The sequence below is a fragment of the Amycolatopsis sp. NBRC 101858 genome, from assembly GCF_030269325.1.
GTDB lineage: Bacteria > Actinomycetota > Actinomycetes > Mycobacteriales > Pseudonocardiaceae > Amycolatopsis > Amycolatopsis ponsaeliensis.
This window is the reverse complement of sequence record NZ_BSTD01000002.1, coordinates 795,258-815,417: the sequence shown is the minus strand read 5'-3', so window position 1 is coordinate 815,417 and position 20,160 is coordinate 795,258. Positions and strand designations below refer to the sequence as shown.

27 protein-coding genes are annotated in these 20,160 nt (G+C 72.0%); 14 read left to right on the top strand and 13 right to left on the bottom strand.

The window, feature by feature from the left end; all coding sequences use genetic code 11:
- Positions 1-10: 10 nt before the first annotated feature.
- A complete protein-coding gene (locus tag QSK39_RS17020) occupies positions 11-1,309 on the bottom strand; it encodes a type III PLP-dependent enzyme domain-containing protein (protein ID WP_285478714.1) in 1,299 nt (432 codons plus the stop codon).
- A gap of 82 nt (positions 1,310-1,391) precedes the next feature.
- On the opposite strand from QSK39_RS17020, the gene QSK39_RS17015 reads away from it, so the two are divergent.
- Positions 1,392-2,288 carry a LysR family transcriptional regulator gene (locus QSK39_RS17015; RefSeq protein ID WP_285478713.1) on the top strand — a complete coding sequence of 299 codons (897 nt, stop codon included), beginning with the start codon at positions 1,392-1,394 and terminating at the stop codon, positions 2,286-2,288.
- 212 nt (positions 2,289-2,500) lie between these two features.
- On the opposite strand, the gene QSK39_RS17010 is transcribed toward QSK39_RS17015, so the two are convergent.
- Positions 2,501-3,496 (bottom strand): serine hydrolase domain-containing protein, encoded by a 996-nt coding sequence (locus QSK39_RS17010; RefSeq protein WP_285478712.1) that lies wholly within the window; start codon positions 3,494-3,496, stop codon positions 2,501-2,503.
- 56 nt (positions 3,497-3,552) lie between these two features.
- Between QSK39_RS17010 and QSK39_RS17005 the strand changes: the two genes are divergently transcribed.
- Complete coding sequence (locus QSK39_RS17005; RefSeq protein ID WP_285478711.1) at positions 3,553-3,747, top strand: DUF2630 family protein; 195 nt, start codon at positions 3,553-3,555, stop codon at positions 3,745-3,747.
- A 3-nt stretch (positions 3,748-3,750) separates the two neighbouring features.
- On the opposite strand, the gene QSK39_RS17000 is transcribed toward QSK39_RS17005, so the two are convergent.
- Entirely contained in the window at positions 3,751-4,545 is a 795-nt protein-coding gene (locus tag QSK39_RS17000; RefSeq protein ID WP_285478710.1) for an IclR family transcriptional regulator domain-containing protein, read from the bottom strand.
- A gap of 113 nt (positions 4,546-4,658) precedes the next feature.
- Between QSK39_RS17000 and QSK39_RS16995 the strand changes: the two genes are divergently transcribed.
- From QSK39_RS16995 to QSK39_RS16970, 6 genes are all read left to right on the top strand, one after another.
- Positions 4,659-5,219 (top strand): flavin reductase family protein, encoded by a 561-nt coding sequence (locus QSK39_RS16995; RefSeq protein WP_285478709.1) that lies wholly within the window; start codon positions 4,659-4,661, stop codon positions 5,217-5,219.
- A gap of 27 nt (positions 5,220-5,246) precedes the next feature.
- Positions 5,247-6,803, top strand: a complete 1,557-nt coding sequence (locus tag QSK39_RS16990) for a 4-hydroxyphenylacetate 3-hydroxylase family protein (RefSeq protein WP_285478708.1) — start codon at positions 5,247-5,249, stop codon at positions 6,801-6,803.
- Positions 6,804-6,818: 15 nt separating this feature from the next.
- Entirely contained in the window at positions 6,819-7,664 is an 846-nt protein-coding gene (gene catA / locus QSK39_RS16985; protein WP_285478707.1) for a catechol 1,2-dioxygenase, read from the top strand.
- 63 nt (positions 7,665-7,727) lie between these two features.
- Positions 7,728-8,846, top strand: a complete 1,119-nt coding sequence (locus QSK39_RS16980; RefSeq protein WP_285478706.1) for a muconate/chloromuconate family cycloisomerase — start codon at positions 7,728-7,730, stop codon at positions 8,844-8,846.
- A 1-nt stretch (position 8,847) separates the two neighbouring features.
- On the top strand, positions 8,848-9,123 hold the full coding sequence (locus QSK39_RS16975; RefSeq protein WP_285478705.1) for a muconolactone Delta-isomerase: 276 nt from the start codon (positions 8,848-8,850) through the stop codon (positions 9,121-9,123).
- 105 nt (positions 9,124-9,228) lie between these two features.
- Positions 9,229-9,600 (top strand): STAS domain-containing protein, encoded by a 372-nt coding sequence (locus tag QSK39_RS16970; RefSeq protein WP_285478704.1) that lies wholly within the window; start codon positions 9,229-9,231, stop codon positions 9,598-9,600.
- 45 nt (positions 9,601-9,645) lie between these two features.
- Here QSK39_RS16970 and QSK39_RS16965 read toward each other — a convergent pair whose 3' ends face one another.
- Genes QSK39_RS16965 through QSK39_RS16955 form a run of 3 tightly spaced genes read right to left on the bottom strand, consistent with a single transcriptional unit; the run spans position 9,646 to position 10,621 of the window.
- Positions 9,646-9,906: a DUF4235 domain-containing protein gene (locus tag QSK39_RS16965; protein WP_285478703.1), complete on the bottom strand. Its 261-nt coding sequence runs from the start codon at positions 9,904-9,906 to the stop codon at positions 9,646-9,648.
- Complete coding sequence (locus QSK39_RS16960; protein ID WP_285478702.1) at positions 9,903-10,211, bottom strand: DUF3618 domain-containing protein; 309 nt, start codon at positions 10,209-10,211, stop codon at positions 9,903-9,905. The genes QSK39_RS16965 and QSK39_RS16960 overlap by 4 nt, the downstream gene beginning before the upstream one ends.
- Complete coding sequence (locus QSK39_RS16955) at positions 10,208-10,621, bottom strand: phage holin family protein (RefSeq protein ID WP_285478701.1); 414 nt, start codon at positions 10,619-10,621, stop codon at positions 10,208-10,210. The genes QSK39_RS16960 and QSK39_RS16955 overlap by 4 nt, the downstream gene beginning before the upstream one ends.
- A gap of 149 nt (positions 10,622-10,770) precedes the next feature.
- On the opposite strand from QSK39_RS16955, the gene QSK39_RS16950 reads away from it, so the two are divergent.
- Entirely contained in the window at positions 10,771-11,604 is an 834-nt protein-coding gene (locus tag QSK39_RS16950) for an aldo/keto reductase (protein ID WP_285478700.1), read from the top strand.
- A 70-nt stretch (positions 11,605-11,674) separates the two neighbouring features.
- Entirely contained in the window at positions 11,675-12,139 is a 465-nt protein-coding gene (locus tag QSK39_RS16945) for a hypothetical protein (RefSeq protein ID WP_285478699.1), read from the top strand.
- A gap of 60 nt (positions 12,140-12,199) precedes the next feature.
- Here the strand turns inward: QSK39_RS16945 and QSK39_RS16940 are convergent, their stop codons facing one another.
- Positions 12,200-12,997: a GAF and ANTAR domain-containing protein gene (locus QSK39_RS16940; protein WP_285478698.1), complete on the bottom strand. Its 798-nt coding sequence runs from the start codon at positions 12,995-12,997 to the stop codon at positions 12,200-12,202.
- A 60-nt stretch (positions 12,998-13,057) separates the two neighbouring features.
- Positions 13,058-13,576: a hemerythrin domain-containing protein gene (locus tag QSK39_RS16935; protein ID WP_285478697.1), complete on the bottom strand. Its 519-nt coding sequence runs from the start codon at positions 13,574-13,576 to the stop codon at positions 13,058-13,060.
- 122 nt (positions 13,577-13,698) lie between these two features.
- On the opposite strand from QSK39_RS16935, the gene QSK39_RS16930 reads away from it, so the two are divergent.
- The gene (locus QSK39_RS16930) at positions 13,699-15,210 is read left to right on the top strand and encodes a CYTH and CHAD domain-containing protein (protein ID WP_285478696.1); all 1,512 of its coding nucleotides are present in this window, start codon (positions 13,699-13,701) and stop codon (positions 15,208-15,210) included.
- 8 nt (positions 15,211-15,218) lie between these two features.
- On the opposite strand, the gene QSK39_RS16925 is transcribed toward QSK39_RS16930, so the two are convergent.
- The 4 genes from QSK39_RS16925 to QSK39_RS16910 all read right to left on the bottom strand — a co-directional run bounded on the left by QSK39_RS16925 (position 15,219) and on the right by QSK39_RS16910 (position 17,327).
- The gene (locus tag QSK39_RS16925) at positions 15,219-16,010 is read right to left on the bottom strand and encodes a SigB/SigF/SigG family RNA polymerase sigma factor (RefSeq protein WP_285478695.1); all 792 of its coding nucleotides are present in this window, start codon (positions 16,008-16,010) and stop codon (positions 15,219-15,221) included.
- Positions 16,007-16,456: an ATP-binding protein gene (locus QSK39_RS16920; RefSeq protein ID WP_285478694.1), complete on the bottom strand. Its 450-nt coding sequence runs from the start codon at positions 16,454-16,456 to the stop codon at positions 16,007-16,009. Before QSK39_RS16920 ends, QSK39_RS16925 begins: the two co-directional genes overlap by 4 nt.
- Before the next feature lie 62 nt (positions 16,457-16,518).
- A complete protein-coding gene (locus QSK39_RS16915; protein ID WP_285478693.1) occupies positions 16,519-16,848 on the bottom strand; it encodes a plasmid stabilization protein in 330 nt (109 codons plus the stop codon).
- 113 nt (positions 16,849-16,961) lie between these two features.
- The gene (locus QSK39_RS16910) at positions 16,962-17,327 is read right to left on the bottom strand and encodes an STAS domain-containing protein (RefSeq protein WP_285478692.1); all 366 of its coding nucleotides are present in this window, start codon (positions 17,325-17,327) and stop codon (positions 16,962-16,964) included.
- A 299-nt stretch (positions 17,328-17,626) separates the two neighbouring features.
- On the opposite strand from QSK39_RS16910, the gene QSK39_RS16905 reads away from it, so the two are divergent.
- Positions 17,627-18,358: a GAF and ANTAR domain-containing protein gene (locus QSK39_RS16905; protein WP_285478691.1), complete on the top strand. Its 732-nt coding sequence runs from the start codon at positions 17,627-17,629 to the stop codon at positions 18,356-18,358.
- 154 nt (positions 18,359-18,512) lie between these two features.
- Here QSK39_RS16905 and QSK39_RS16900 read toward each other — a convergent pair whose 3' ends face one another.
- On the bottom strand, positions 18,513-18,722 hold the full coding sequence (locus QSK39_RS16900) for a hypothetical protein (protein ID WP_285478690.1): 210 nt from the start codon (positions 18,720-18,722) through the stop codon (positions 18,513-18,515).
- Positions 18,723-18,912: 190 nt separating this feature from the next.
- On the opposite strand from QSK39_RS16900, the gene QSK39_RS16895 reads away from it, so the two are divergent.
- Complete coding sequence (locus tag QSK39_RS16895; RefSeq protein WP_285478689.1) at positions 18,913-19,113, top strand: hypothetical protein; 201 nt, start codon at positions 18,913-18,915, stop codon at positions 19,111-19,113.
- Between the two features lie 126 nt (positions 19,114-19,239).
- A complete protein-coding gene (gene ku, locus QSK39_RS16890) occupies positions 19,240-20,148 on the top strand; it encodes a non-homologous end joining protein Ku (protein ID WP_285478688.1) in 909 nt (302 codons plus the stop codon).
- Positions 20,149-20,160 lie beyond the last annotated feature (12 nt).

Below are 20,160 nucleotides of genomic sequence, written 5' to 3'. Positions count from 1 at the left end.
ACGCCGATGATCACGCTTCGGGGAGCGCTCCGACGTATTCGCCCCCGGCATCGGCGACGAGTTCGGCCACGGACTGCGCGCGGCGGATCGGCGTGAACCGGACTTCGCCGCGCTCGGTGACCGTGAAGCCGTGGACGGCCGGGCGCGGCAGCGTGTTGTACGCGTAGTGCGCGCCGAAGTAGTAGGCGCCGGTGTCGTGCGCGACGACGAGGTCACCGGGTTCCAGCAGTGGCAGCGGCCGTTCGTTCGCCAGGAGGTCACCGGCGAAGCAGAGCGGCCCGGCGATGTCCTGCGCCACCTCGGGCCCGGTCTTCGGTCGGCCGGTGGGGCCGAGCGCGGTCAGCCGCAGCGGCCAGTGCTCCGGCTGGAGCACCGTGCGGGCCGCGACCTGGGCACCCGCGTGCGTCACGGCGATCGGCCGCCCGCCGGCGACCTTCGTGTACTCGACGGTGCTGACGAGGAAGCCGTTCTTCGCCAGCAGGGACCGGCCGAACTCGGTGACGAAGGTGTAGCGGCCGTCGGCGAGGGCCGGGACCTTCGCCAGCAACGTCGCGACGTAGCCGGCGTAGGTCGGGCCCGGGTCTTCGGAAGCGAAGTTCACCGGCAGGCCGCCGCCGAGGTCGAGGCTGGTGACCTGCCGGTGGCCGGCCTCGGCGTTGATCTCGTCGGCGAGCGCGTGGACCGCGGCGACGCCGTCGGCCATCAGCTCCGGCGGGCAGCCCTGCGAGCCGACGTGGACGTGCAGCCGGGTCAGCCACGGCCGTCGCGCGAAGGCTTCGACGATGCGGTTCCGGTTGTCCCGCAACGGGATGCCGAACTTCGACGTCGTGGTCGCGGTGCTGGTGTCGCCGATCCGGCCCGCGCCGACCTGGGGGTTGATCCGCAGGCCGAGGACCGAGTGCGGGTGCTCCCCGGCGAGCGCGTCGAGCCGGGCCAGCTCCTGGAAGTTGTCGGCGTTGATCGCGGTGCCCTCGCGCAGCGCGTGCGCGAGCTCGGCGGTGGTCTTGGCGGGGGAGTCGAGGACCAGCCGCGGGCCGCGGAGCCCGGCGGCTTCGGCGACTGCCGTTTCGCCCGGGCTCGCGACCTCGGCGTCGACCCCGAGGTCGGCGAGGTACCGCAGGACCGGGGCCAGGCCGCACGCCTTCGCGGCGACGGTGTGCTGGACGCGCCCGAGCGGCGCGAACGCCTTGGTCAGGTCTTCGACGGCTTCGCGGATCCCGGCGAGGTCGACGAAGCCGGCCATCGGGTCGAGGAGGCCGGCGTCCGCCGCGGCGGCGAGGGCGTGGAGCTTGCGGTCGGTGCGGTTCACGTCCCCCAGTCTTGGGCCGCTGCGCGGGGCCGGTCCAAGACTTCATCCCTCTTGATCTATAGGTTCGTCCTATAGTGGCTGGGTGGACCTGCGCCGCTGGCACTACTTCGCCGTGCTCGCCGAGGAGATGCACTTCACGCGGGCGGCCGCGCGGCTGTTCGTGTCGCAGCCTTCGCTGAGCCAGCAGATCCGGGCGTTCGAAGCGGAGCTGGGGGTGGCGCTGCTCGACCGTTCGGGCCCGCGGTTCGCGTTGACCGAGGCGGGGCGCGTCGCGGCGGCGGAGGCCCGGGAGCTGCTGGACCGTCTCGACCGGGCGCGCGGCGTGATCGCGGCGGCCGGCCGGGGCGACGCAGGACGGCTGCGGATCGCGTACACGCGTTCGGCGCCGGGTCCGCTGGCGGGCGATCTGGTGGCGGCGTACCGGGGGCGGCACCCGGAGGTCTCGCTGGAGCTGGAGACGGGCTGGACGAGCCTGAACCTGGCCCGGCTGGCGGCGGGGGAGATCGACGTGGGGTTCGTCCGGCCGCCGGTGGTGGCGCCGGGCATCGAGGTGGCGGTGGTGGGCTCGGAGGAGGTCTTGCTCGCTCTGCCATCGGATCACGCGCTGGCCCGCCGCCGCGGCCGGCTGCGGCGGGCGTGGATCGCTTCGGAGCCGGTGGTGTTCTGGCCGCGGGAGAACGGTCCGGGCCAGTACGACGCGATCAGCGCACAGGTCTGGCCGGGCGGGGTGCCGCGGATCGTCCGCGAGGAACCGGAGGACGAGCAGCTGATGCGCGCGGTCGCGGAGGGCGCGGGGATCGCGGCGGTGCCGGAGCATAGGGCGCGGGGGTTGAAGCGGCGCGGGGTGGTGTTGCGGCGGTTGGAGGAGCCGGCGCCGGTGATCGACCTGGGGCTGGCCTGGCGGGCGGGGACGGTGTCGCCGGTGGTTCGGGCGTTCATCGACTCGGCTCGACGCGGCGAGGCTTGGGCGGAGGGCTGAGCGCCGCTTCGGACGGGCGGGGTGCACGGAACGCCACATGAGGTGCGCGTGCCCTGCGCCGGACGCCGCGCGGTGGGGTGCTCGCAGTCGGCGCGATCGGCTCGGGGAGGCGCAGGCGGGCCGCGCGCAGAGCGTCGCCGCTTGGGGTGCGCGTGCCCCGCGCCGGACGCTGCGCTGCTCTCTCGCGGCCGGCCACCTCGGCTCGGCCGTCGTCAGTCGCAGGTTCTCAAGACCGCGTCCGCCACCTCGCCCAGGTGGGCCGCCGCGCTGTGGCCGGACACCAGACGGTCCGTCACGTACGCGAACGCCACCCGCCGGTCCGGGTCCGCCCACCCGATGCAGCAATTGCTCCCGTTGTGCCCAAACGTCTCGCGCCCGCTCAAACTCCCCATCGGACGGCCCACCCCGCCCAGCTGGAACCCCTGGGCCCAGCGGATGCGGGTCCCGATCGTCCGGTCGACCACCACGTCCCCCGACGGCCGCCGGGCCTCCGTCACCGCCGCCGGGGCGAAACCGTCCAGCAACGCCTGGTAGAAGCGGGCCAGGTCACGCGCCGTCGTCGAGAGGCCCGCCGCCGGGATCACCGATCGGCGGACCGCGCGGCGGTTCACCATCCGGGCCGTCAGCGGGCCGCCGAAACCGGAGCCGCGGACCGGGACACGACGGGGCCACAACGACGCCGGCAGTCCGAGGTACGTGTCCGAGAGACCCAGCGGGTCCAGCACCTCCGACCACAGGACCGCCTCCACCGGAACACCCGTCACCCGCCGGACCAGTTCGCCCAGGATGTGGCCGTACACGATCGGCTGATAGGCCGCGACCGAGCCGGGCTCCCACCGCAGCTTGGCTCGCTCGATCGCGCGGACCGCGCGCGGCCAGTCGGTCATCGTCAGCGCGTCCCCGGCGAGCCCGCGGGCCGTCGCGAAACCCGACCGGTGGGAGAGCACCTGGCGGACCGTCACCGATCCCTTGCCGCCGCCCGCGAACGCCGGCCAGTAGCGGGCCACCGGGGCATCCAGGTCCAGCACCGCGCGCGCCGCCAGCTGGTGCACCAGCAGCGCCACGAACGGCTTGCTCGCCGAGAAGATCCAGAACAGCGCGTCCGGCGGGCCGCCGACGCCGATGTCGAGCACCACCCGGCCCTCGCGCAGCACGCACAGGCTCGCCCGCGCCCCGCGGGCGCGCACCACTTCCGCGACGTGGATCACCCGGGCGAGGCTACCCGCGCAGCGTATGCTCGCTGGCGGACAGGAGGGGATTTCCCATGGCAGGCCACGAAATCACCGACCGGATCGCCGACCTGATCGACGAGGAGCACCGGCTGCGCAAGGGCGCCCTCCACCACGGCGGGCTCACCCCGGCCGAACGCCTCCGGCTCAAGGACCTCGAACGGCAGCTCGACGACGCCGTCGACCTGCTGCACCGCCGACAGGCGCTGTCCGTCTTCGACGACGACTGACCCTCAGAAGAACCCGTCCCGGCCGCTGCCCGGCGCGACCCGGTGCCCCAGGTCGGCGCTGATCCGCGCGGCCGTCCGCACGACCAGCGGCGCCACCTCCTGGCGCAGCTTTTCGACGTCCGAGCGCCCGCTCGACGTCGACGACGCCAGCGCCGCCACCACCGCCCCGCTCGCGTCGCGCACCGGCGCCGACACCGACAGCAGGCCCTCCTCGAGCTCCTCGGCGACCAGCGACCAGCCCTGGTCCTGCACGGTCCGCAACGTCTGGCGGAACCCGTCCGCGTCGGTGACGGTCCGGGCCGTGAACCGCGGCAGCCCGGCCGCCACCACCTCGTCGACCAGGGCCGGCGGCGCCCAGGCCAGCAGCACCCGGCCCATGGACGTCGCGTGCGCCGGCACGCGCGTGCCGATCGAGACGTTGATGCTCATGATCCGCCGCACCGGCACGCGGGCGATGTAGACGACCTCCGCACCGTCCAACGCGGCCAGCGACGCCGATTCGCCGGTCTCCTCCGCGAGGCTCAGCAGCCGCGGCTGGGCGGTCTCGATCATCCCGTGCGACGCCGAGTAGTGCTGGCCGATGCTCAGCACGCGCGGGGTCAGCGACCAGCGCGGGCCGTCGCCGCGGACGTACCCGAGCCGTTGCAGCGTCAGGAGGATCCGCCGCACCGCCGGGCGCGACAGCCCGGTCGCGGTCGCGAGCTCGGCCAGCGTCGGGTTCGCGCGCTCGGCGTCGAACGCCATCAGCACGGCGAAGCCCCGCTCGATGCTCTGGATGAAGTCGCGGTCGGTCTCCATGCGGCCATCCTTCCGTACCGGCCGTCTTGACAACCCGGGCGCGCCGGGGGACTCTCCTTAACGTGTCCGCATAGCGTTCAAGTTGTACGCAGAGCGTACAGGAGGTGGGAGCGATGACGCTCGACCAGCGCCGAGTCCGCAACGCCTTCGGCCGCTTCGCCACCGGCGTCACGGTCGTGACCTGCCGCAACGACCGGGGCGAGCCCCACGGCGCGACGGTGAACGCCTTCACCGCCGTCTCGCTCGAGCCGGCCCTGTGCCAGGTGACGCTGACCCGGCAGTCGAAGGCCTGCGGCTACCTCGACGGCGCGCCGTTCGCCGTGAACGTCCTCGCCGCGGACCAGCTCGACACGGCCTGGCACTTCGCCGGCCGCCCGCAGGACCGGGTGCCCGAATGGGCCGAAGGGCCGCTCGCCCCGGTGCTGACCGGCGCCGCGGCGACGATCTCGTGCCGGCCGTGGCGCAGCTACGACGGCGGTGACCACCTCATCGTCGTCGGCGAGGTCGAGCACCTCGAAACCAGCGACGCGGACCCGTTGCTGTTCTTCGCCGGCGGGTTCCGCGAACTCGGCCCGCGCGGCCACGCCCACTGGTCGGCCTCGGTCGACTGCCCCGACCTCGGCTGGTTCGGCTCCGCCGCCGAATTCGCCCCGCTGACCACCGCCGCTTCCTGAACCGTTCACCGACGAAGGGTTTGCCCGATGTCCATCCAAGAGCACGACGCGCCGGCGAAGGTGCGCACGACCCGGCCGATGACCGGCGACGAGTACGTCGAGTCCATCCGCGACGGCCGGGAGGTGTTCATCTACGGCGACAAGGTCGACGACGTCACCACGCACCCCGCGTTCCGCAACTCCGTCCGGATGACCGCCCGCCTCTACGACGCCCTGCACGACCCCGACCGGCAGTCCGTGCTCACCGCGCCGACCGACACCGGCAGCAGCGGCTTCACCCACCCGTTCTTCCGCACTCCGAAGTCCAAAGAGGACCTGTTCGCCGACCGCGACGCCATCGTCGCCTGGGCCCGGATGACCTACGGCTGGATGGGCCGCAGCCCGGACTACAAGGCCGCCTTCCTCGGCACGCTCGGCGCGAACTCCGACTTCTACGAGCCCTTCGCCGACAACGCCCGGCGCTGGTACGCCGAGTCGCAGGAGAAGGTCCTCTACTGGAACCACGCGATCATCAACCCGCCGGTGGACCGCGACCGCAACCCCGACGACGTCAAGGACCTGTTCATCCACGTGGAGGAGGAGCGCGACGACGGCCTCATCGTCTCCGGCGCCAAGGTCGTCGCGACCGGCTCGGCCATCACGAACTACAACTTCATCGCCCACTACGGCCTGCCGATCAAGAAGCGCGAGTTCGCCCTGGTCTGCACCGTGCCGATGGGCGCCCCCGGGATGAAGCTGATCTGCCGCAACTCCTACTCGAACGTCGCCGACGCGACGGCGAGCCCGTTCGACTACCCGCTCTCGAGCCGGTTCGACGAGAACGACACGATCTTCATCCTCGACAAGGTGAAGATCCCCTGGGAGAACGTCTTCATCTACGGTGACGCGGAAAAGGCGAGCACCTTCTTCCCCGGCTCGGGCTTCCTGCACCGCTTCACCTTCCACGGCGTCGCGCGGCTGGCCGTCAAACTCGACTTCATCGCCGGACTGCTGATGAAGGGCGTGGAAGTCACCGGCACCAAGGACTTCCGCGGCATCCAGACCCGCGTCGGCGAGGTCATCGGCTGGCGCAACCTGTTCTGGGCCCTGTCGGACGCGATGGCGGCGAACCCGGACGAGTGGAAGAACGGCGCGGTGCTGCCGCACCTGGACTACGGCCTCGCGTACCGCTGGTTCATGACGCTCGGCTACCCGCGCATCCGCGAGATCATCATGCAGGATCTCGGGTCCGCGCTGATCTACCTGCCGTCGTCGGCGAAGGACTTCTCCTCGCCGGAGATCCGGCCCTACCTCGACCAGTACGTCCGTGGCTCCAACGGCTACGACTCCGTCGAGCGCGTCAAGCTGATGAAGCTGATCTGGGACTCGATCGGCAGCGAGTTCGGCGGCCGCCACGAGCTCTACGAGCGCAACTACTCCGGCAACCACGAAGGCGTGCGCGCCGAACTGCTCTTCGCCGCCCAGCAGTCCGGCTCGGCCGAGGCGATGAAGGGCTTCGCCGAGCAGTGCATGGCCGAGTACGACCTCGACGGCTGGACCGTCCCCGACCTCTACAACCCCGGCGCCACCTCCCTTTCCCGCTGACGAAGGACACCTGCCATGACCACCACCGAACACGCACCCACCGCGGCCGGCTCGGGCAGCTCCGCGAGCGAGGCCTTCCGCGCGGCCGCCCGCGCGACGGCGCAGGTACCGCCCGAGCGCGTCGACGAGGTCGCCCGCGCCGTCCTGCGCGGCGTGCACCAGGCCATCCGCGAGCACGACGTCACCTACGCCGAGTTCCAGGCCGCGAAGCAGTGGCTGATGGACGTCGGCGAGGGCGGCGAGTGGCCGCTGTTCCTGGACGTGTTCGTCGAGCACGTCGTCGAAGAGGTGGCCGCCCGGAGCCAGGACGGGACGAAGGGCAGCATCCAGGGCCCGTACTACCTGCCGGACCAGGAGACCCTGCCGTGGCAGTCGGCCCTGCCGATGCGGCCGGACGAGCAGGGGACGCCGCTGGTGTTCGCCGGGCAGGTCCGCGACCTCGACGGCGCCCCCGTGGCCGGAGCGGAGCTGGACATCTGGCACGCCGACGACGACGGCTACTACTCGGGGTTCGCGCCGGACATCCCGGCCGGCAACCTGCGCGGGGTCGTCGTGAGCGACGGGCAGGGCCGGTTCGAGATCACCACGGTCCAGCCCGCGCCGTACCAGATCCCGACCGACGGGCCGACCGGCAAGCTGATCTCCGCCGCGAACTGGCACGCGTGGCGGCCCGCCCACCTGCACCTGATGGTGCGCGCGCCGGGCCACCGCACGATCACCACGCAGCTGTACTTCCAAGGCGGGGAATGGCTCGACAGCGACGTCGCGGAAGCCACCAAGCCGGAGCTCGTGCTCGACCCGCGCCCGGCCGGCGACGGCCGGTTGCGCGCGACCTACGACTTCGTGCTCGAACGCGCCTGACTCGCCGCCCCCGGCCGGGCCTCCCGCGGGCCCGGCCGGTCCCTTCCCCCGGAACGAGGAGACATGACAGACCTGGCGATCGAGCGCGTCGAAACGGTGCTTCTGGACGTCCCGCTGCGCCGGCCGCACCGGTTCGCCCGCACCGGCATGGCCGCGCAGCCGGTGCTGCTGGTGTTCGTCCACACCCGCGGCGGCGCCGTCGGCACCGGCGAGGGCGTGGTGCCGGGCGGCCCGTGGTGGGGCGGCGAATCGGTGGAGACCATGGCGCTCGTCGTCGAGCGGTACTTCACCCCGGTGCTGCTCGGGCGGCGGGTCGACGACATCGCGGGGATCCTGCGCGACCTCGGTGACGTCGTCGCGGCCAACCTGTACGCCAAGGCCGCCGTCGAGGTGGCCCTGCACGACGCGTGGGCCCGCGCGCTCGGCGTCGGGGTGCACACGCTGCTGGGCGGCCTCGCCCGGCGGTCCGTGCCGGTGACGTGGGCACTGGGCACCGAGCCGGCGCCGGTGGTCGCCGACGAAGCGCTCGCGAAGCTCGACGCCGGGCACTGCAGCTTCAAGCTCAAGATGGGCGCGCTGGACCCGGCCGAAGACGTCGCGCGGGTCTGCGCGGTGGCGGAAAAACTCGTCGGGGTGGCGAGCGTGCGCGTCGACCTCAACGCGCGCTGGGACCTGCTGACCTCGCTGAAGTACCTGCCGCGGCTGGCGGACGCGGGCGTCGACCTCGTCGAGCAGCCCGTGCCGGGCGCCGAGGTCGAGGCCCTCGCCGAGATCAACCGCGCGCTGCCGATCCCGGTGATGGCCGACGAAAGCCTCCGCACCCCGGGCGACGCGCTCCGGCTGGCCCGGGCCCGGGCGGCCGACGTGTTCTCGCTGAAGACGACCAAGTCCGGTGGCCTGCGCGCGACGCGGGCGATCGCGGAGGTCGCCGCCGCGGCCGGGATCCCGTGCCACGCGGGCACGTCCATCGAGAGCCCGGTCGGGACGGCGGCCACGCTGCAACTGGCCTGCACGACCCCGGCGGTGACGTGGGGGAGTGAGCTGTTCGGCCCGCTGCTGATGAGCGAAGAGCTGCTGACGACGCCCTTGCGCTACGCCGGCGGCGAGCTCCACCTGCCGGACGGCCCGGGCCTGGGCATCGACCTCGACCCGGCGGCCGTGCGCCGCCTGGAAAGGCGCTGAGATGCTGTTCCACGTGCGGATGGACGTCTCGATCCCGCCCGGGCTCGACGTCACCGACCGGGTCGTCGCCGAGAAGGCCCGCGCGCTGGAGCTCCAGCGCGCGGGCGTGTGGGTGCACCTGTGGCGGATCGTGGGGCGCTACAGCAACTTCAGCGTCTTCGACGTCGCTTCGAACGACGAGCTGCACGGAATCCTCGCGGCGCTGCCGCTGTACCCGTTCATGAAGATCGAGGTCACCCCGCTGGCCACGCACCCTTCGGATCTCGCGGCCCAGTGACCCGCGGGGTTGACCTGGGGGCCCAGGGGCGTACGGTCAGGGTGTTGGCTGTTGTTCAGACACGTGCTCCGGTCAGCGCCCCTGCACGCCGCGATAGGGAGCGCCATGCACTGCTTTCGCACGATCGACGAACCGTCCGGCTTGACCTTCACCGCCACCGAACGACCGGGCGGGATCCGCGTCGTCACTCTGGTGGGTGACATCGACGCGGCCACCGTCGAAACTTTCGACGAGGCCCTCGCCACGGGCGAGCGGCTGGTGGTCGACCTGACCCGGGTCGCCTTCCTCAGCTGCGCCGGCGTCCGGTCCCTGCTCGAGGCGAACGCCCGCACCCGGATCGCCGTCGTCGTCGGCGGCCACGCCGTGACGCGCTCGCTGGAGGCCACCGGCGCGGACGTGCTGCTGGAGATCCACTCCCGGGTCGGTGCCGCGCTCGCGGAGCTGACCCCGGTGCCCGAGCCCGGCCGGGAGGCGTGACCGCCCGGCGATCCCGCCTCCCGCCGTCCACTGTGGACTCTCGGCTCAGTCCGGCCAGTCACCGGTGGCCTTGCGGTACCCGACGGCACCGGCCCGTTCGGTCGCGGCCTTGACCGCACCGAAGATCGCGCCCTGGACCGCGGCCGCGATGACCACCTGCGCCCAGGTGTAGTCGCGGTCGATGGCGTCGGGCGCGTCCTCTTCGCCGGCCGCGCGCTTCCAGACCTGCTTGAACACCTGGCCGGCGAGAAGGCCGCCGAGCGCACCGACTCCCCAGCTCAGCGGCTTGTAGACGACTTTGTTCACGAGTTGCTCCCCCGTCGCAGGATCAGCCGGATCACGATCACCAGGCCCAGCACGCCGGCGAAGACCGGTACCGGGTTGCTCCGCACGACGTCGGCGCCCTGGCGGAACTTCACCGCGGTCGGCTCGTTGGTCACGTCGGCGACCTTCGCGGTCGCCTGGTCGAGCTTTTCGTCGACGTTCTCCTTGACCCGGCTCTTCACGTCGAGCTTCTGCCCGAGTGCGTCCAGGGTCTCGGTCAGCTCCTCCCGGGTGGCGTCCCGGTCGAGCCGCGCCTCTTCGGCGTTCTTCGGGAAGTCCCCGCTCATGTGCGCACTCCCTGCTTGACGGTGTCCACGTCCTGCCGGACGCCGCTGATGGCTTCTTCGGGCACCGGCGGCACGCCCTGCGTGACCTCCTTCTTGCCGACCAGCGCGGCGATCCCGGCGGCCGCGAACAGCACGACCGCGACGATCACCGCGGCCAGCCAGCCGGGCACGACCAGCGCGAGCGCCAGCACGGCGGCCGCGACCAGCGTGCCGGCGCCGAACAGCGCGAACAGGCCCGCGGCGCCGAACAGCCCGGCGCCGAGGCCCATCTTCTTGCCCTTGCGCTGCAGTTCGAAGACCGCGAGCCGCAGCTCGTCCCGGACGAGCCGCTTGACCTCGCCGGTCAGGTCCGTCACCAGCTCGCCGACCGACCGGTCGGCCGGCGGCTTCTCGTTCACTTCTTCGATCACGAACACCTCCTTGCCTGATCGCCGTGTACCCGGTCCACCGGAGGTCAACCACGCCGGGTTTGCCCGGTCCGCCACACGATCGGGTGATACGGAAGAAAGGCTCGCGCCCGCCGTGTTTCGCGTCCGGGGACCTCGGGTAGGCCGCACACATGATTTCCCCCGACGTCCCGGCCGTGGAACTGACCAACGGCGTGCGGATCCCGCAGTTCGGGTTCGGCGTGTTCCAGATCCCGCCCGAGGAGACCGCCCAGGCCGTGCGGACCGCGCTGGAGGCCGGCTACCGCCACATCGACACGGCGCAGATGTACCGGAACGAAGAGGGTGTCGGCGCCGGCATCGCGGAGTTGGGGGTCGCGCGCGAAGACGTGTTCGTCACGACGAAACTGGCGAACGACGCGCACGGCCACGACAACGCGATCACCGCGCTGGAGGGCAGCCTGCGGCGCCTCGGCTTCGACTACGTCGACCTGTACCTGATCCACTGGCCGTTGCCGCACAAGGACAACTACCTCCGGACGTGGCGGGGCTTCGAAGAGATCCTGCGGGCGGGCAAGGCCCGCGCGATCGGCGTTTCGAACTTCCAGCCCGCCCACCTCGACCGGCTCGCCGAAGAGACCTCCACGGTGCCCGCGGTCAACCAGATCGAGCTGCACCCGGCGTTGCAGCAGACCGAGCTGCGCGCCTACCACCGGGAGCACGGCATCGCGACCGAGGCGTGGAGCCCGCTGGCTCAGGCGGAGGTCCTCGAGGACCCGGTGCTGGCGGACCTGGCCGAGAAGCACGGCCGGACCGCCGCGCAGGTGGTGCTGCGCTGGCACATCCAGCTCGGGAACATCGTGTTCCCGAAGTCGTCGTCGCCGGAGCGGATCAAGCAGAACATCGACGTCTTCGGCTTCGAGCTCGACGACGAGGACATGACGGCGATCGGCAAGCTCGACGACGGCCGGCGCACCGGGCCGGATCCCGACACCTTCACGGGGTGACCGCGGAGTTTCCCTCCGCTACCGGCCGGGTACCTCACCCGGAGAGGTCCCCCCGGAAGGAGCGTTCGGCATGAGCACCAACGCGTATCTCTCGTTTCTCGTGATCGGGGTGGTGCTGGTCCTGATCGACGGGCAGATCATCTACCGCAGCGGCCGCCGTTACCTCGAGAACTCCTACGGCGACCCGGAGGCGGGTTCCTCCATGACCCGCCTGGTCACGGTGCTGTTCCACCTCGGCACCCTGGGTGTCCTGGCGCTCGTGTCGACCATCGACATCGGCGTCGGCATCACGGGTGTCGTCGCCCGCGTGGGCGTCCTGCTGCTGATCCTGGCGCTGGCCCACGCGATCACGATCGCCGCGCTGTCCCGCATCCGCGGTGAGCAGGAGGTCGAGGCGGTCGTCCAGCGCGGTCCCCGGCAGCGGGTGGAACCCGAGCCGCAGGGCCCGACGGTGACGCCGGCGCCGGGCCAGCCGGGCACCTACCCGGAGGTCAGCCCGTCGCTGGAGAACCGGTCCCCGTACTCGGCTTCGTAGCCGGTTTCGGTCCCAGGGCGGTGCTTCCCGTGCGGAAGTGCCGCCCTTCGGCTGTATTGCTCAGTGGTCCGCCGGCAGGTCCATCTCGGTGTGCCGGGTGGCGAGCGTCCGGGCCACGTCGGCCAGCTTGACGTTCAGGTCCTGGGACGCGCGGCGCAGCACGTCGAAGGCTTCGTCCGCGGTGATGCCGCGGCGCTGCATCAGGATGCCCTTCGCCTGGCCGATCACGTCGCGGCTCTCGACCGCGCGGCGCAGGTGCTCCGTCTCCAGCTCGGCCGCCAGCACGGCCTCGGTGTGCATCAGCGCCAGGGACGCGTGGGTCGCCAGCAGCAGGGCCAGGTCGATCGACGGCCCGTCGAACGCGCCCGGCCGTCTCGAGTAGATGTTGAGCGCGCCCGAGCGCCGCGGCGGGCGGGCGTCGGGCAGCAGCGCCGTCGCCAGCAGCGAGTGGTAGCCGTGGGCCGCCGTGGCCGGGCCGAACGACGGCCAGCGCGGGTCGTGCGCGAGGTCCTGCGACCAGGCGATGGCCGGCCCGTCCGGGCGGGCCGACTCGACGCACGGTCCTTCGTCGTGGTCGTACTGCACCTGGTCCAGCCGCACCGCGACGGGATCGGTCTCCACCGGCGTGTGGTACTTGCCGTCGGGTTCCCGGAGGGTGACGCTGACCAGGTCGGCGTCCGGGACGAGCGAGCTCGCGGCACCGACGACCAGCCTGAGCACGCCGCCGACGGTCGGCGTCACGTCGAGCAGCCTGCGCGTCAGGTCGGCGAACTGCCGCGCGAGGAGGCCGGGAGGCTGGTCCCCGTCCTGGCCGAACCGGGCCCGTTCCAGCGCCCACTCGTCTTCACCGATGCTCATGGTTCTCCGTCGTCTCCGGGGATGGACCCCCATTCAACCCGATGGCGGCGCGCACCCGGGTCAGCCGGCCGCGCGGCGCAGCGCGGCCCGCGCCCGGTCGACGAAGCCCGGGCCCGGCCACAGCTGGTCGGCCTGCGGCATCCGGTCGGACAGGTCGGGGTGCGGCAGCGTCGCCGCGGCGCCCCGGACGGCCAGGACCTCCTCGCCCAGCTCGGCCCGCCGGTCGGGCGAGCAGGTGAGCCGGACCCGGCGCACGGCCTCCGGGCCCTCGTCGTGGACGTGCCGCCGCACGGCGCGGACCAGCGCGCTCAGCAGGCGCTCGAACCGCGTCTCCTGCGGTCCCACGCCCTCCAGCTCGCGCATCAGGCCCTCCGCCTCCGCGAGGTCGCCCTCGCCGTCGAGGAAGGGCTCTTCGGCGACGGCGTGGCGGACGAGCTCGGCGATCAGGTGGTCGGCGAGGTCCTTGCGGTTCTCGGGGCTGCCCTGGCCGAGCTCGATTTCGGTGCACAGCCGGTCGAGCCCCCGGTGGTCGCCGGCGAGGACGGTGGTCAGATCGGTTGCGGGCCGGCTGTCGGTCATGCACGCTCCTGGTCCGGACTCGGGTTTCCCGGACGGATACCCGCTGCCCGGCCGCCGAATCCCGTGTGGCCCGGCGTGCGCCGGGTATCCGTCAGGGCAACCGTCCCTCGAGGAGGATGATCATGGCAGCGCCGTCGTCGGTGATCGAGCGCGAGCGCAAGTACGAGATCGAGGCGGGCAGCGGGGTGCCGCGGCTCGTCGGCGTCGCGGGTGTCGCGGTCCAGGACGACCCGGTCGAGCACATCCTCGACGCGTCCTACTACGACACCGGGACCTTCCGGCTGGCCCGGAGCGGGATCACGCTGCGGCGCCGCGTCGGCGGGCACGACGCCGGCTGGCACCTCAAGCTGCCCGTCTCCGCCGACGAACGGCAGGAGCTCCAGCTGCCGCTGGGCGGCGACCCGAACAAGGTCCCCGGACGCCTGCGCCGGCTCGTGCGCGCCTACACCCTGGGGGAGAAGCTGGTGCCGATCGCGCACCTGCGCACCGACCGGTTCGCCCACCGGCTGGCCGACGGCGACGGCCGGACCGTCGCGATCCTCACCGACGACCACGTGACCGGGGAAGCCGGCGGGGAGAGCGCGCGGCTCGACGAATGGCGTGAGCTGGAGCTGGAGCTCGACCCCGCGACCGACCCTGGCCGGCTCGAGGAGTTCGACCGGGCGCTGGCGGAAGCCGGCGCCTCGGCGTCGCCGTGGCCGTCGAAGCTGCGGCGCCTGATCGGCGACCGCGTGCCGGCCCCGCCCCACGGCCGCAAGAAGCCGAAGGCGGGCGAGGTCGTGGTGACGTCGCTGCGCGAGCACTACGCCCGGCTGCGCCGGGCGGACGTCGGGGTGCGCCTGGACGTCGAGGACTCGGTGCACCAGATGCGCGTCGCGACCCGGAAGCTGCGCAGCGCACTGCGCACGTTCGAGTCCATTGTGGACGTCCCCGGGCCGCTGGCGGCCGAGCTGAAGTGGCTCGGGCAGGAGCTGGCGCCGGCCCGGGACGCGGAGGTGAGCGAGCAGCGGCTGCGCGAGCAGCTCGACGACGTCCCGTCCGAGCTGGTGTTCGGGCCGCTGCGCCAGTACCTCACCCGCTACTTCGCCCGCGAGGCGGAGGAAGGCCGCACCCGCGCGCTGGCAGCGCTGGAGGGCAAGCGGTACCGGAACCTGCTGCGCGCGCTGGACGCGGTGGTGACGGATCCGCCGCTGACCGGCCGGGCGCGCAAGCCCGCGAAGTCCGCCCTGCGCAAGCCGCTGCGCAAGGCGGCCGAGAAGCTGCGCCGGGCCGAAGCGGCGGCACGCGGCCTCGACGGCCTCGAGCTCGAGACGGCCCTGCACGAGGTCCGCAAGAAGGCCAAGCGGGCCCGCTACGCCGCGGACACGGTCAAGCCGGTCTACGGCGAGAAGCTGCGGGAGTGGCGCAAGAACGTCAAGGCCGTCCAGAGCACGCTGGGCGAACACCAGGACACCACGGTCGGCCGGGACGTCCTGCACCACCTCACCATCGCCGGGCACGCCGAAGGGCAGCACACGTTCACGTTCGGGATGCTGTACGAGCGCGACGCCGAGACGGCGGCGAGGCTGCGCGAGCGGTTCGCGGGGGAGTGGCGGCGGCTCCGGAAGGGCGGGCGGCCGGGCTGGCTCGGCTGAGCCCGGCCTTAGCCTTCGCCGGTGAGCTTCCCGCGCAGCTGCTCCAGGGTCTGCGACAGCAGCCGGGAGACGTGCATCTGGGAGATGCCGACGCGGTCGGCGATCTGGGTCTGGGTCAGCCCGCCGAAGAAGCGCATCACGAGGATCGCGCGCTCCCGCTTCGGCAGTTCCTCGAGCAGCGGCTGGAGGGCCTCGTGGTTCTCGACCATGGTCATCTCGTGGTCGGGTTCCCCCATGGTGTCCGCCAGCGACAGCGCCTCGGCGTCGTCGTGCACCGGCTTGTCGACGGACAGGGCCTGGTAGGCGTTGCCGGCCAGCAGCCCCTCGCGGACTTCGTCGACGTCCAGGCTCAGGTGCTCCGCCAGCTCGGTCGGGGTGGGGGCGCGGCCCAGGCGCTGCGACAGCGCCGCCGAGCCCTGGCTCAGGGACAGGTGCAGTTCCTTCAGCCGCCGCGGGACCCGCACCGACCAGCCGGTGTCGCGGAAGTGCCGCCGCACCTCGCCCATGATCGTCGGTACCGCGAAGGACAGGAAGTCGTGGCCGCGGGCGGGGTCGAACCGGTCGACCGCGTTGATCAGGCCGATCCGGGCCACCTGGACCAGGTCCTCGCGCGGCTCGCCCCGGCCCGAGAAGCGGGTGGCGATGTGCTCGGCGAGCGGCAGCAGCTCGGTCACCAGCCGGCCGCGGACGACCTCGCGGCGCGGGTCGTCGGGGCCGAAGGTGCCCAGCTCCTCGAACAGCGGTTCGCAGTGGGCATATTCGTCCGGGCGGTGGAGGAGGGTTTTGCGCTCGCCGCTCACGCGCTCGTTCCCGGGTTGAGCACCAGTTCGATCGTGACGATGCCCGCGCCTCCTCCGGGCAGGACGTCACAGTGCGCGGTCACGGACTGGCTCAGCGTGGTGAGCACGTGCCAGCCGAAGGTGCGGTCGCTCGGCGGACGCGGGTCGGTCGACCGGGTCGAAATGGTCACGTGCAGGCCGTCGGGCCCCTGCCGGAAGCGGCAGTGCAGCTGCGTACCCAGCTCGGCCAGCTGGACGAGCTGGGCGCAGGCCTCGTCGACGGCCATCTTGGCGTCGGCGATGGCGTCCAGCCCGAAGTCCGCACGCGAAACCACGCCGTGCGTGAGCATCCGGACGAGGGGGATCTGCTCCGCCATGGCGGGCAGGCGCAGCTCCACCAGTTCCTCCAGCAGCTCTTCCAGCGTCGGCTTGGCGCTGTGCGAGCTGCCGCCTCGTGTTTCTTCCATGCGGGAGGTACTACCCATCCGGGCGAACGACGACACTTCGTGGCCAGGGATTTCCGGATCGGTCACCGGCCGAGCGCCCGTTCGAGTTCCCGCTTGGTCATCGTCGAGCGGCCGTCGATGTTCCGCTTCTTGGCCTCGTTGTAGAGCTGGTCCTTCGTCGGGCCGCCGGGACCCTTCCGGTTGCCGGACCGCTCACCGCCGCGCTGCTGCGGGGACTTGTCGTCGAGGGAGGTCTTGCTGGCTTCGCGGGACTCGCCCGCCTGCGCGCGGTTCTTGTTCACCGTGCGCGCGGCGATCTCCTTGGCCCGTTCGGGGCCGACGCCGCGGTCCTCGGCCGAGTCCTTGACGTGCTCGTACTGGCGCTCGCGCTTCTTGCTCCAGGCCTGAGGCATGACGGCTCCCTTCGTGCTCACGGGTCGGGTACCCGGTCGATCACCCGGTAAACGTCCCGACCGGGCGATGAGCAGCGGAATCGGACGGGTGACGACGTGCCCGCCGCCGCGGCTCAGGCCGGTGCGGGCTCCGGGCGGAGGGTGGCGAGCGAGAGGCGCCGGTCGGCCTCCGTCACCCGCAGGGCGCGGCGGATCATCGGGTTCGTCCCGGTCACCACCTGCAGGTCCGTGCCGTTCTGTTCGGCCTGCAGCGCCGCGTGCAGCAGCACCCGGACGCCGGCCACGCCGAGGAAGTCCACTTCGGACAGATCGATGGTCAGCCGCTCGGGGACCGCCCAGAGGCGGTCCGAGACCAGCGCGGCCAGATCGCCGGCCGTCGCGGAGTCAAGGGCGCCGCGTGCGGTGACCAGCACCGCGCGCTGAGCGGGCCACGTCGTGCGCAGCCGCAGGAGGGGATTTCTCGGTCCGGGGACTTTCACGCCGGTTCGCCGCCGTCCTGGTAGGCGCGGGGCCGCAGCGCCGCGCTCGAGGGTGTTCCGAGCCGGCTGCTGTGCTGAACCGATGGCAAAAGACTAACTGTGTGCGAGCCGTTCGCAACCGTCGTTGCTCCGAACGGACGGATGGCCCGCCGGGGCGGTGACCGCTTGTGCCCGCCCCGAGCGGGATGCAGTAATCTCGCGCTGGACCCGTTAAAGCGCTAGCGGCCCACTAGTGGCGCGCGCCCGGGTCCTCCCTGGTTGAGAGCGCCCTGAGCACCGAGAAGAGGGGCGTCACCAGGATGACGGGCGGCGATGAACGGCTCACCGCGCGGTTGGACGAGGTCACGGTGGCGATGGAATCGCTCACCTCGATGCTGGACTCGGAGCTCGACCTCGGCCAGATGCTGCAGGCGGTCTGCGACCACGTGGTCCAGGTGGTGCCGGGGGCCGACATGGCGAGCATCACCCTGGTACGCGAAGGCCTGCCGGAAACCGTGGCCAGCACCGACCAGCGGGCGGTGAACTTCGATCGCGAGCAGTACCGGATCGGGGACGGCCCGTGCCTGCGCGCGGCCGAGACCGGGCAGCCGGTGCGCGTCGGCGTCGGGGCCGTGGGCGACGTGTGGCCGCAGTTCGTGTCGAAGGCCGAGCAGCTGGGCGTGGCGAGCTTCCTCGCCGCGCCGCTGACCGTGGACGGCGACATGTCCGGCGCGGTGAACCTGTTCGGCTTCGGCGAGCACGGCTTCAGCGAGCTGGGCACGAAGATCCTCGAGCTGTACACGGCGACGGTGGTGTTCGGCCTGCGCAGCGCACGCCGGTACTTCGCGGCTCGCGAGCTGATCGACCAGCTGAACCGCGCGCTCGAGACGCGCGCGGTGATCGACCAGGCCAAGGGGATCCTCATGGCCGCGCACCGGATCACCGCGGAGGAGGCGTTCCAGCGGCTGGTGAAGCGTTCCCAGGACGGCAACCGGAAGCTGCACGAGGTGGCCGCGGAGTTCGTGGAGGCGGTAGCGACCACGAAAGCGTGACACCCGCGTACCTGGACAGTCGGCTCGCGTACCCAGGCGGTCGGCTCGCGTACCTGGACGGTCGGCTCGTGAACCGACCCTCCAGGTTCGTGAACCGACCCTCCGCGTACGCGAGCCGACTCTCTGGGTACGTGAGCCGACTGTCCGGGTACGGCTAGCTGGTCGGGACCTCGTCGGGGGGTGCCTCGGTCTCCGGCACCGGCTCGGGCCGGTGTCTGCCGCGCTGGCACGTCGTGCAGACCAGCGTCCGGCCGAGCACGGTCCCGTCGTCGGCCACGACCTGGGCCACGTGCAACGTCGGGAAGCCACAGACTTCGCAGGGCAGCGATCCGTCCTCGCGGCTGATGCGGAGCTGGGTGCCCATCCGGCCTCCTGGTGTGACGTGGGTCTCACATACCTTGCCGGTTCTCTGGTCAGAACCCGGTGAAATCACTCGTTCGGCCTAGCGTCGGCTGTCTCCGGGAACCCGCTCGGTGCCTCTTGTGTTTGGTGGGATGAGGCCGGGTAACCGGCCGGGGACAGGGATGACCGGGGATTGCCGGAGGGGAGCGAACATGCGAGACAAGCGGAACGACCTGCGACCGGTGGCGGACCTCCTGCTCGAGGGCGGGGACACGCCGGCTCAGGCCGCGACCCGGCGCAAGGCGGCCTTGGCCGTCGCGGCGAACGCCAAGGACTCCGAAGACTGCGCGCAGCTGCTCGACATGCTGGGCCTGCACCGGTCCGGCGGCCGCAGCAGCAGCGAAGTCGCCTGACGCACGACTCACCCGGAGCCCGCCGAGACCACCTGGTCCGGCGGGCTCCGGCGCGTCACCCTCCGCTACGGCCCGCGTTTCGCGCACCGGTCACGCGGGTATCGCTGCCGGTGAGGAGGTCGAGACATGGCCAGACCGGTGTGGAGCGGCGCGCTGAGCCTGGGGCTGGTCACCGTTCCGGTGGAGCTGTACCCGGCGGTGGCGGACCACACGATCCACTTCCACCAGTTCGAACGCGGGACGTCGGACCGGATCCGCAACCGCAAGGTCAACGAGCGGACCGGCGACGAGGTCACCCAGGACGAGATCGTCAAGGGCTACGACCTCGGCGGCGGCGACCACGTGCTCGTCGAGCCCGGCGAGCTGGACGAAATCGCCCCCGAGCGGTCCCGGCGGATCGACATCGAGCAGTTCGTCGGGCTCGACGAGATCGACCCGTGGTTCTACGACCGCACGTACTGGCTCAAGCCGGCGAAGGAAGACTTCGCCAAGGCGTACGGCCTGCTGCTGAAGGCGATGGACCGCAGCGAGAAGGCCGGCGTCGCGAAGTTCGTGCTGCGCGGCAAGGAGTACCTCGCGGCCGTCCGCGCCGGCGAAGACGTCATGGTGCTCAACACCCTGCACTTCGTCGCGGACCTGCGGAAGCCGAAGGACGTCATGGGCGGGCTGCCCAGCCTCCCGAAGCCGCGGCCCAAGGAACTCGACATGGCGCTGGCGCTCGTCGACGAGATGACGGCGCCGTGGAAGCCCGGCGACTACCGCGACGAGTACTCCGAGCGCGTCGAGAAGCTGATCAAGGCGAAGGAACAGGGCAAGGAGATCGCCCACGAAGAGGAGCCGGAGCGCTCGGCCGAAGTCGTCGACTTGTTCGAGGCGCTCTCCCGCAGCGTGAAGAACCGCAAGGGCGGCGGCAAGAAGAAGGACCTCGCCGGCCTGTCGAAGGCCGACTTGGACAAGCTGGCCCGCGAGCAGGGTGTGAAGGGCCGGTCGAAGATGACGCGCGCCCAGTTGGAGAAGGCGCTCAAGGCGTCGTGAGCGGCGGGATCC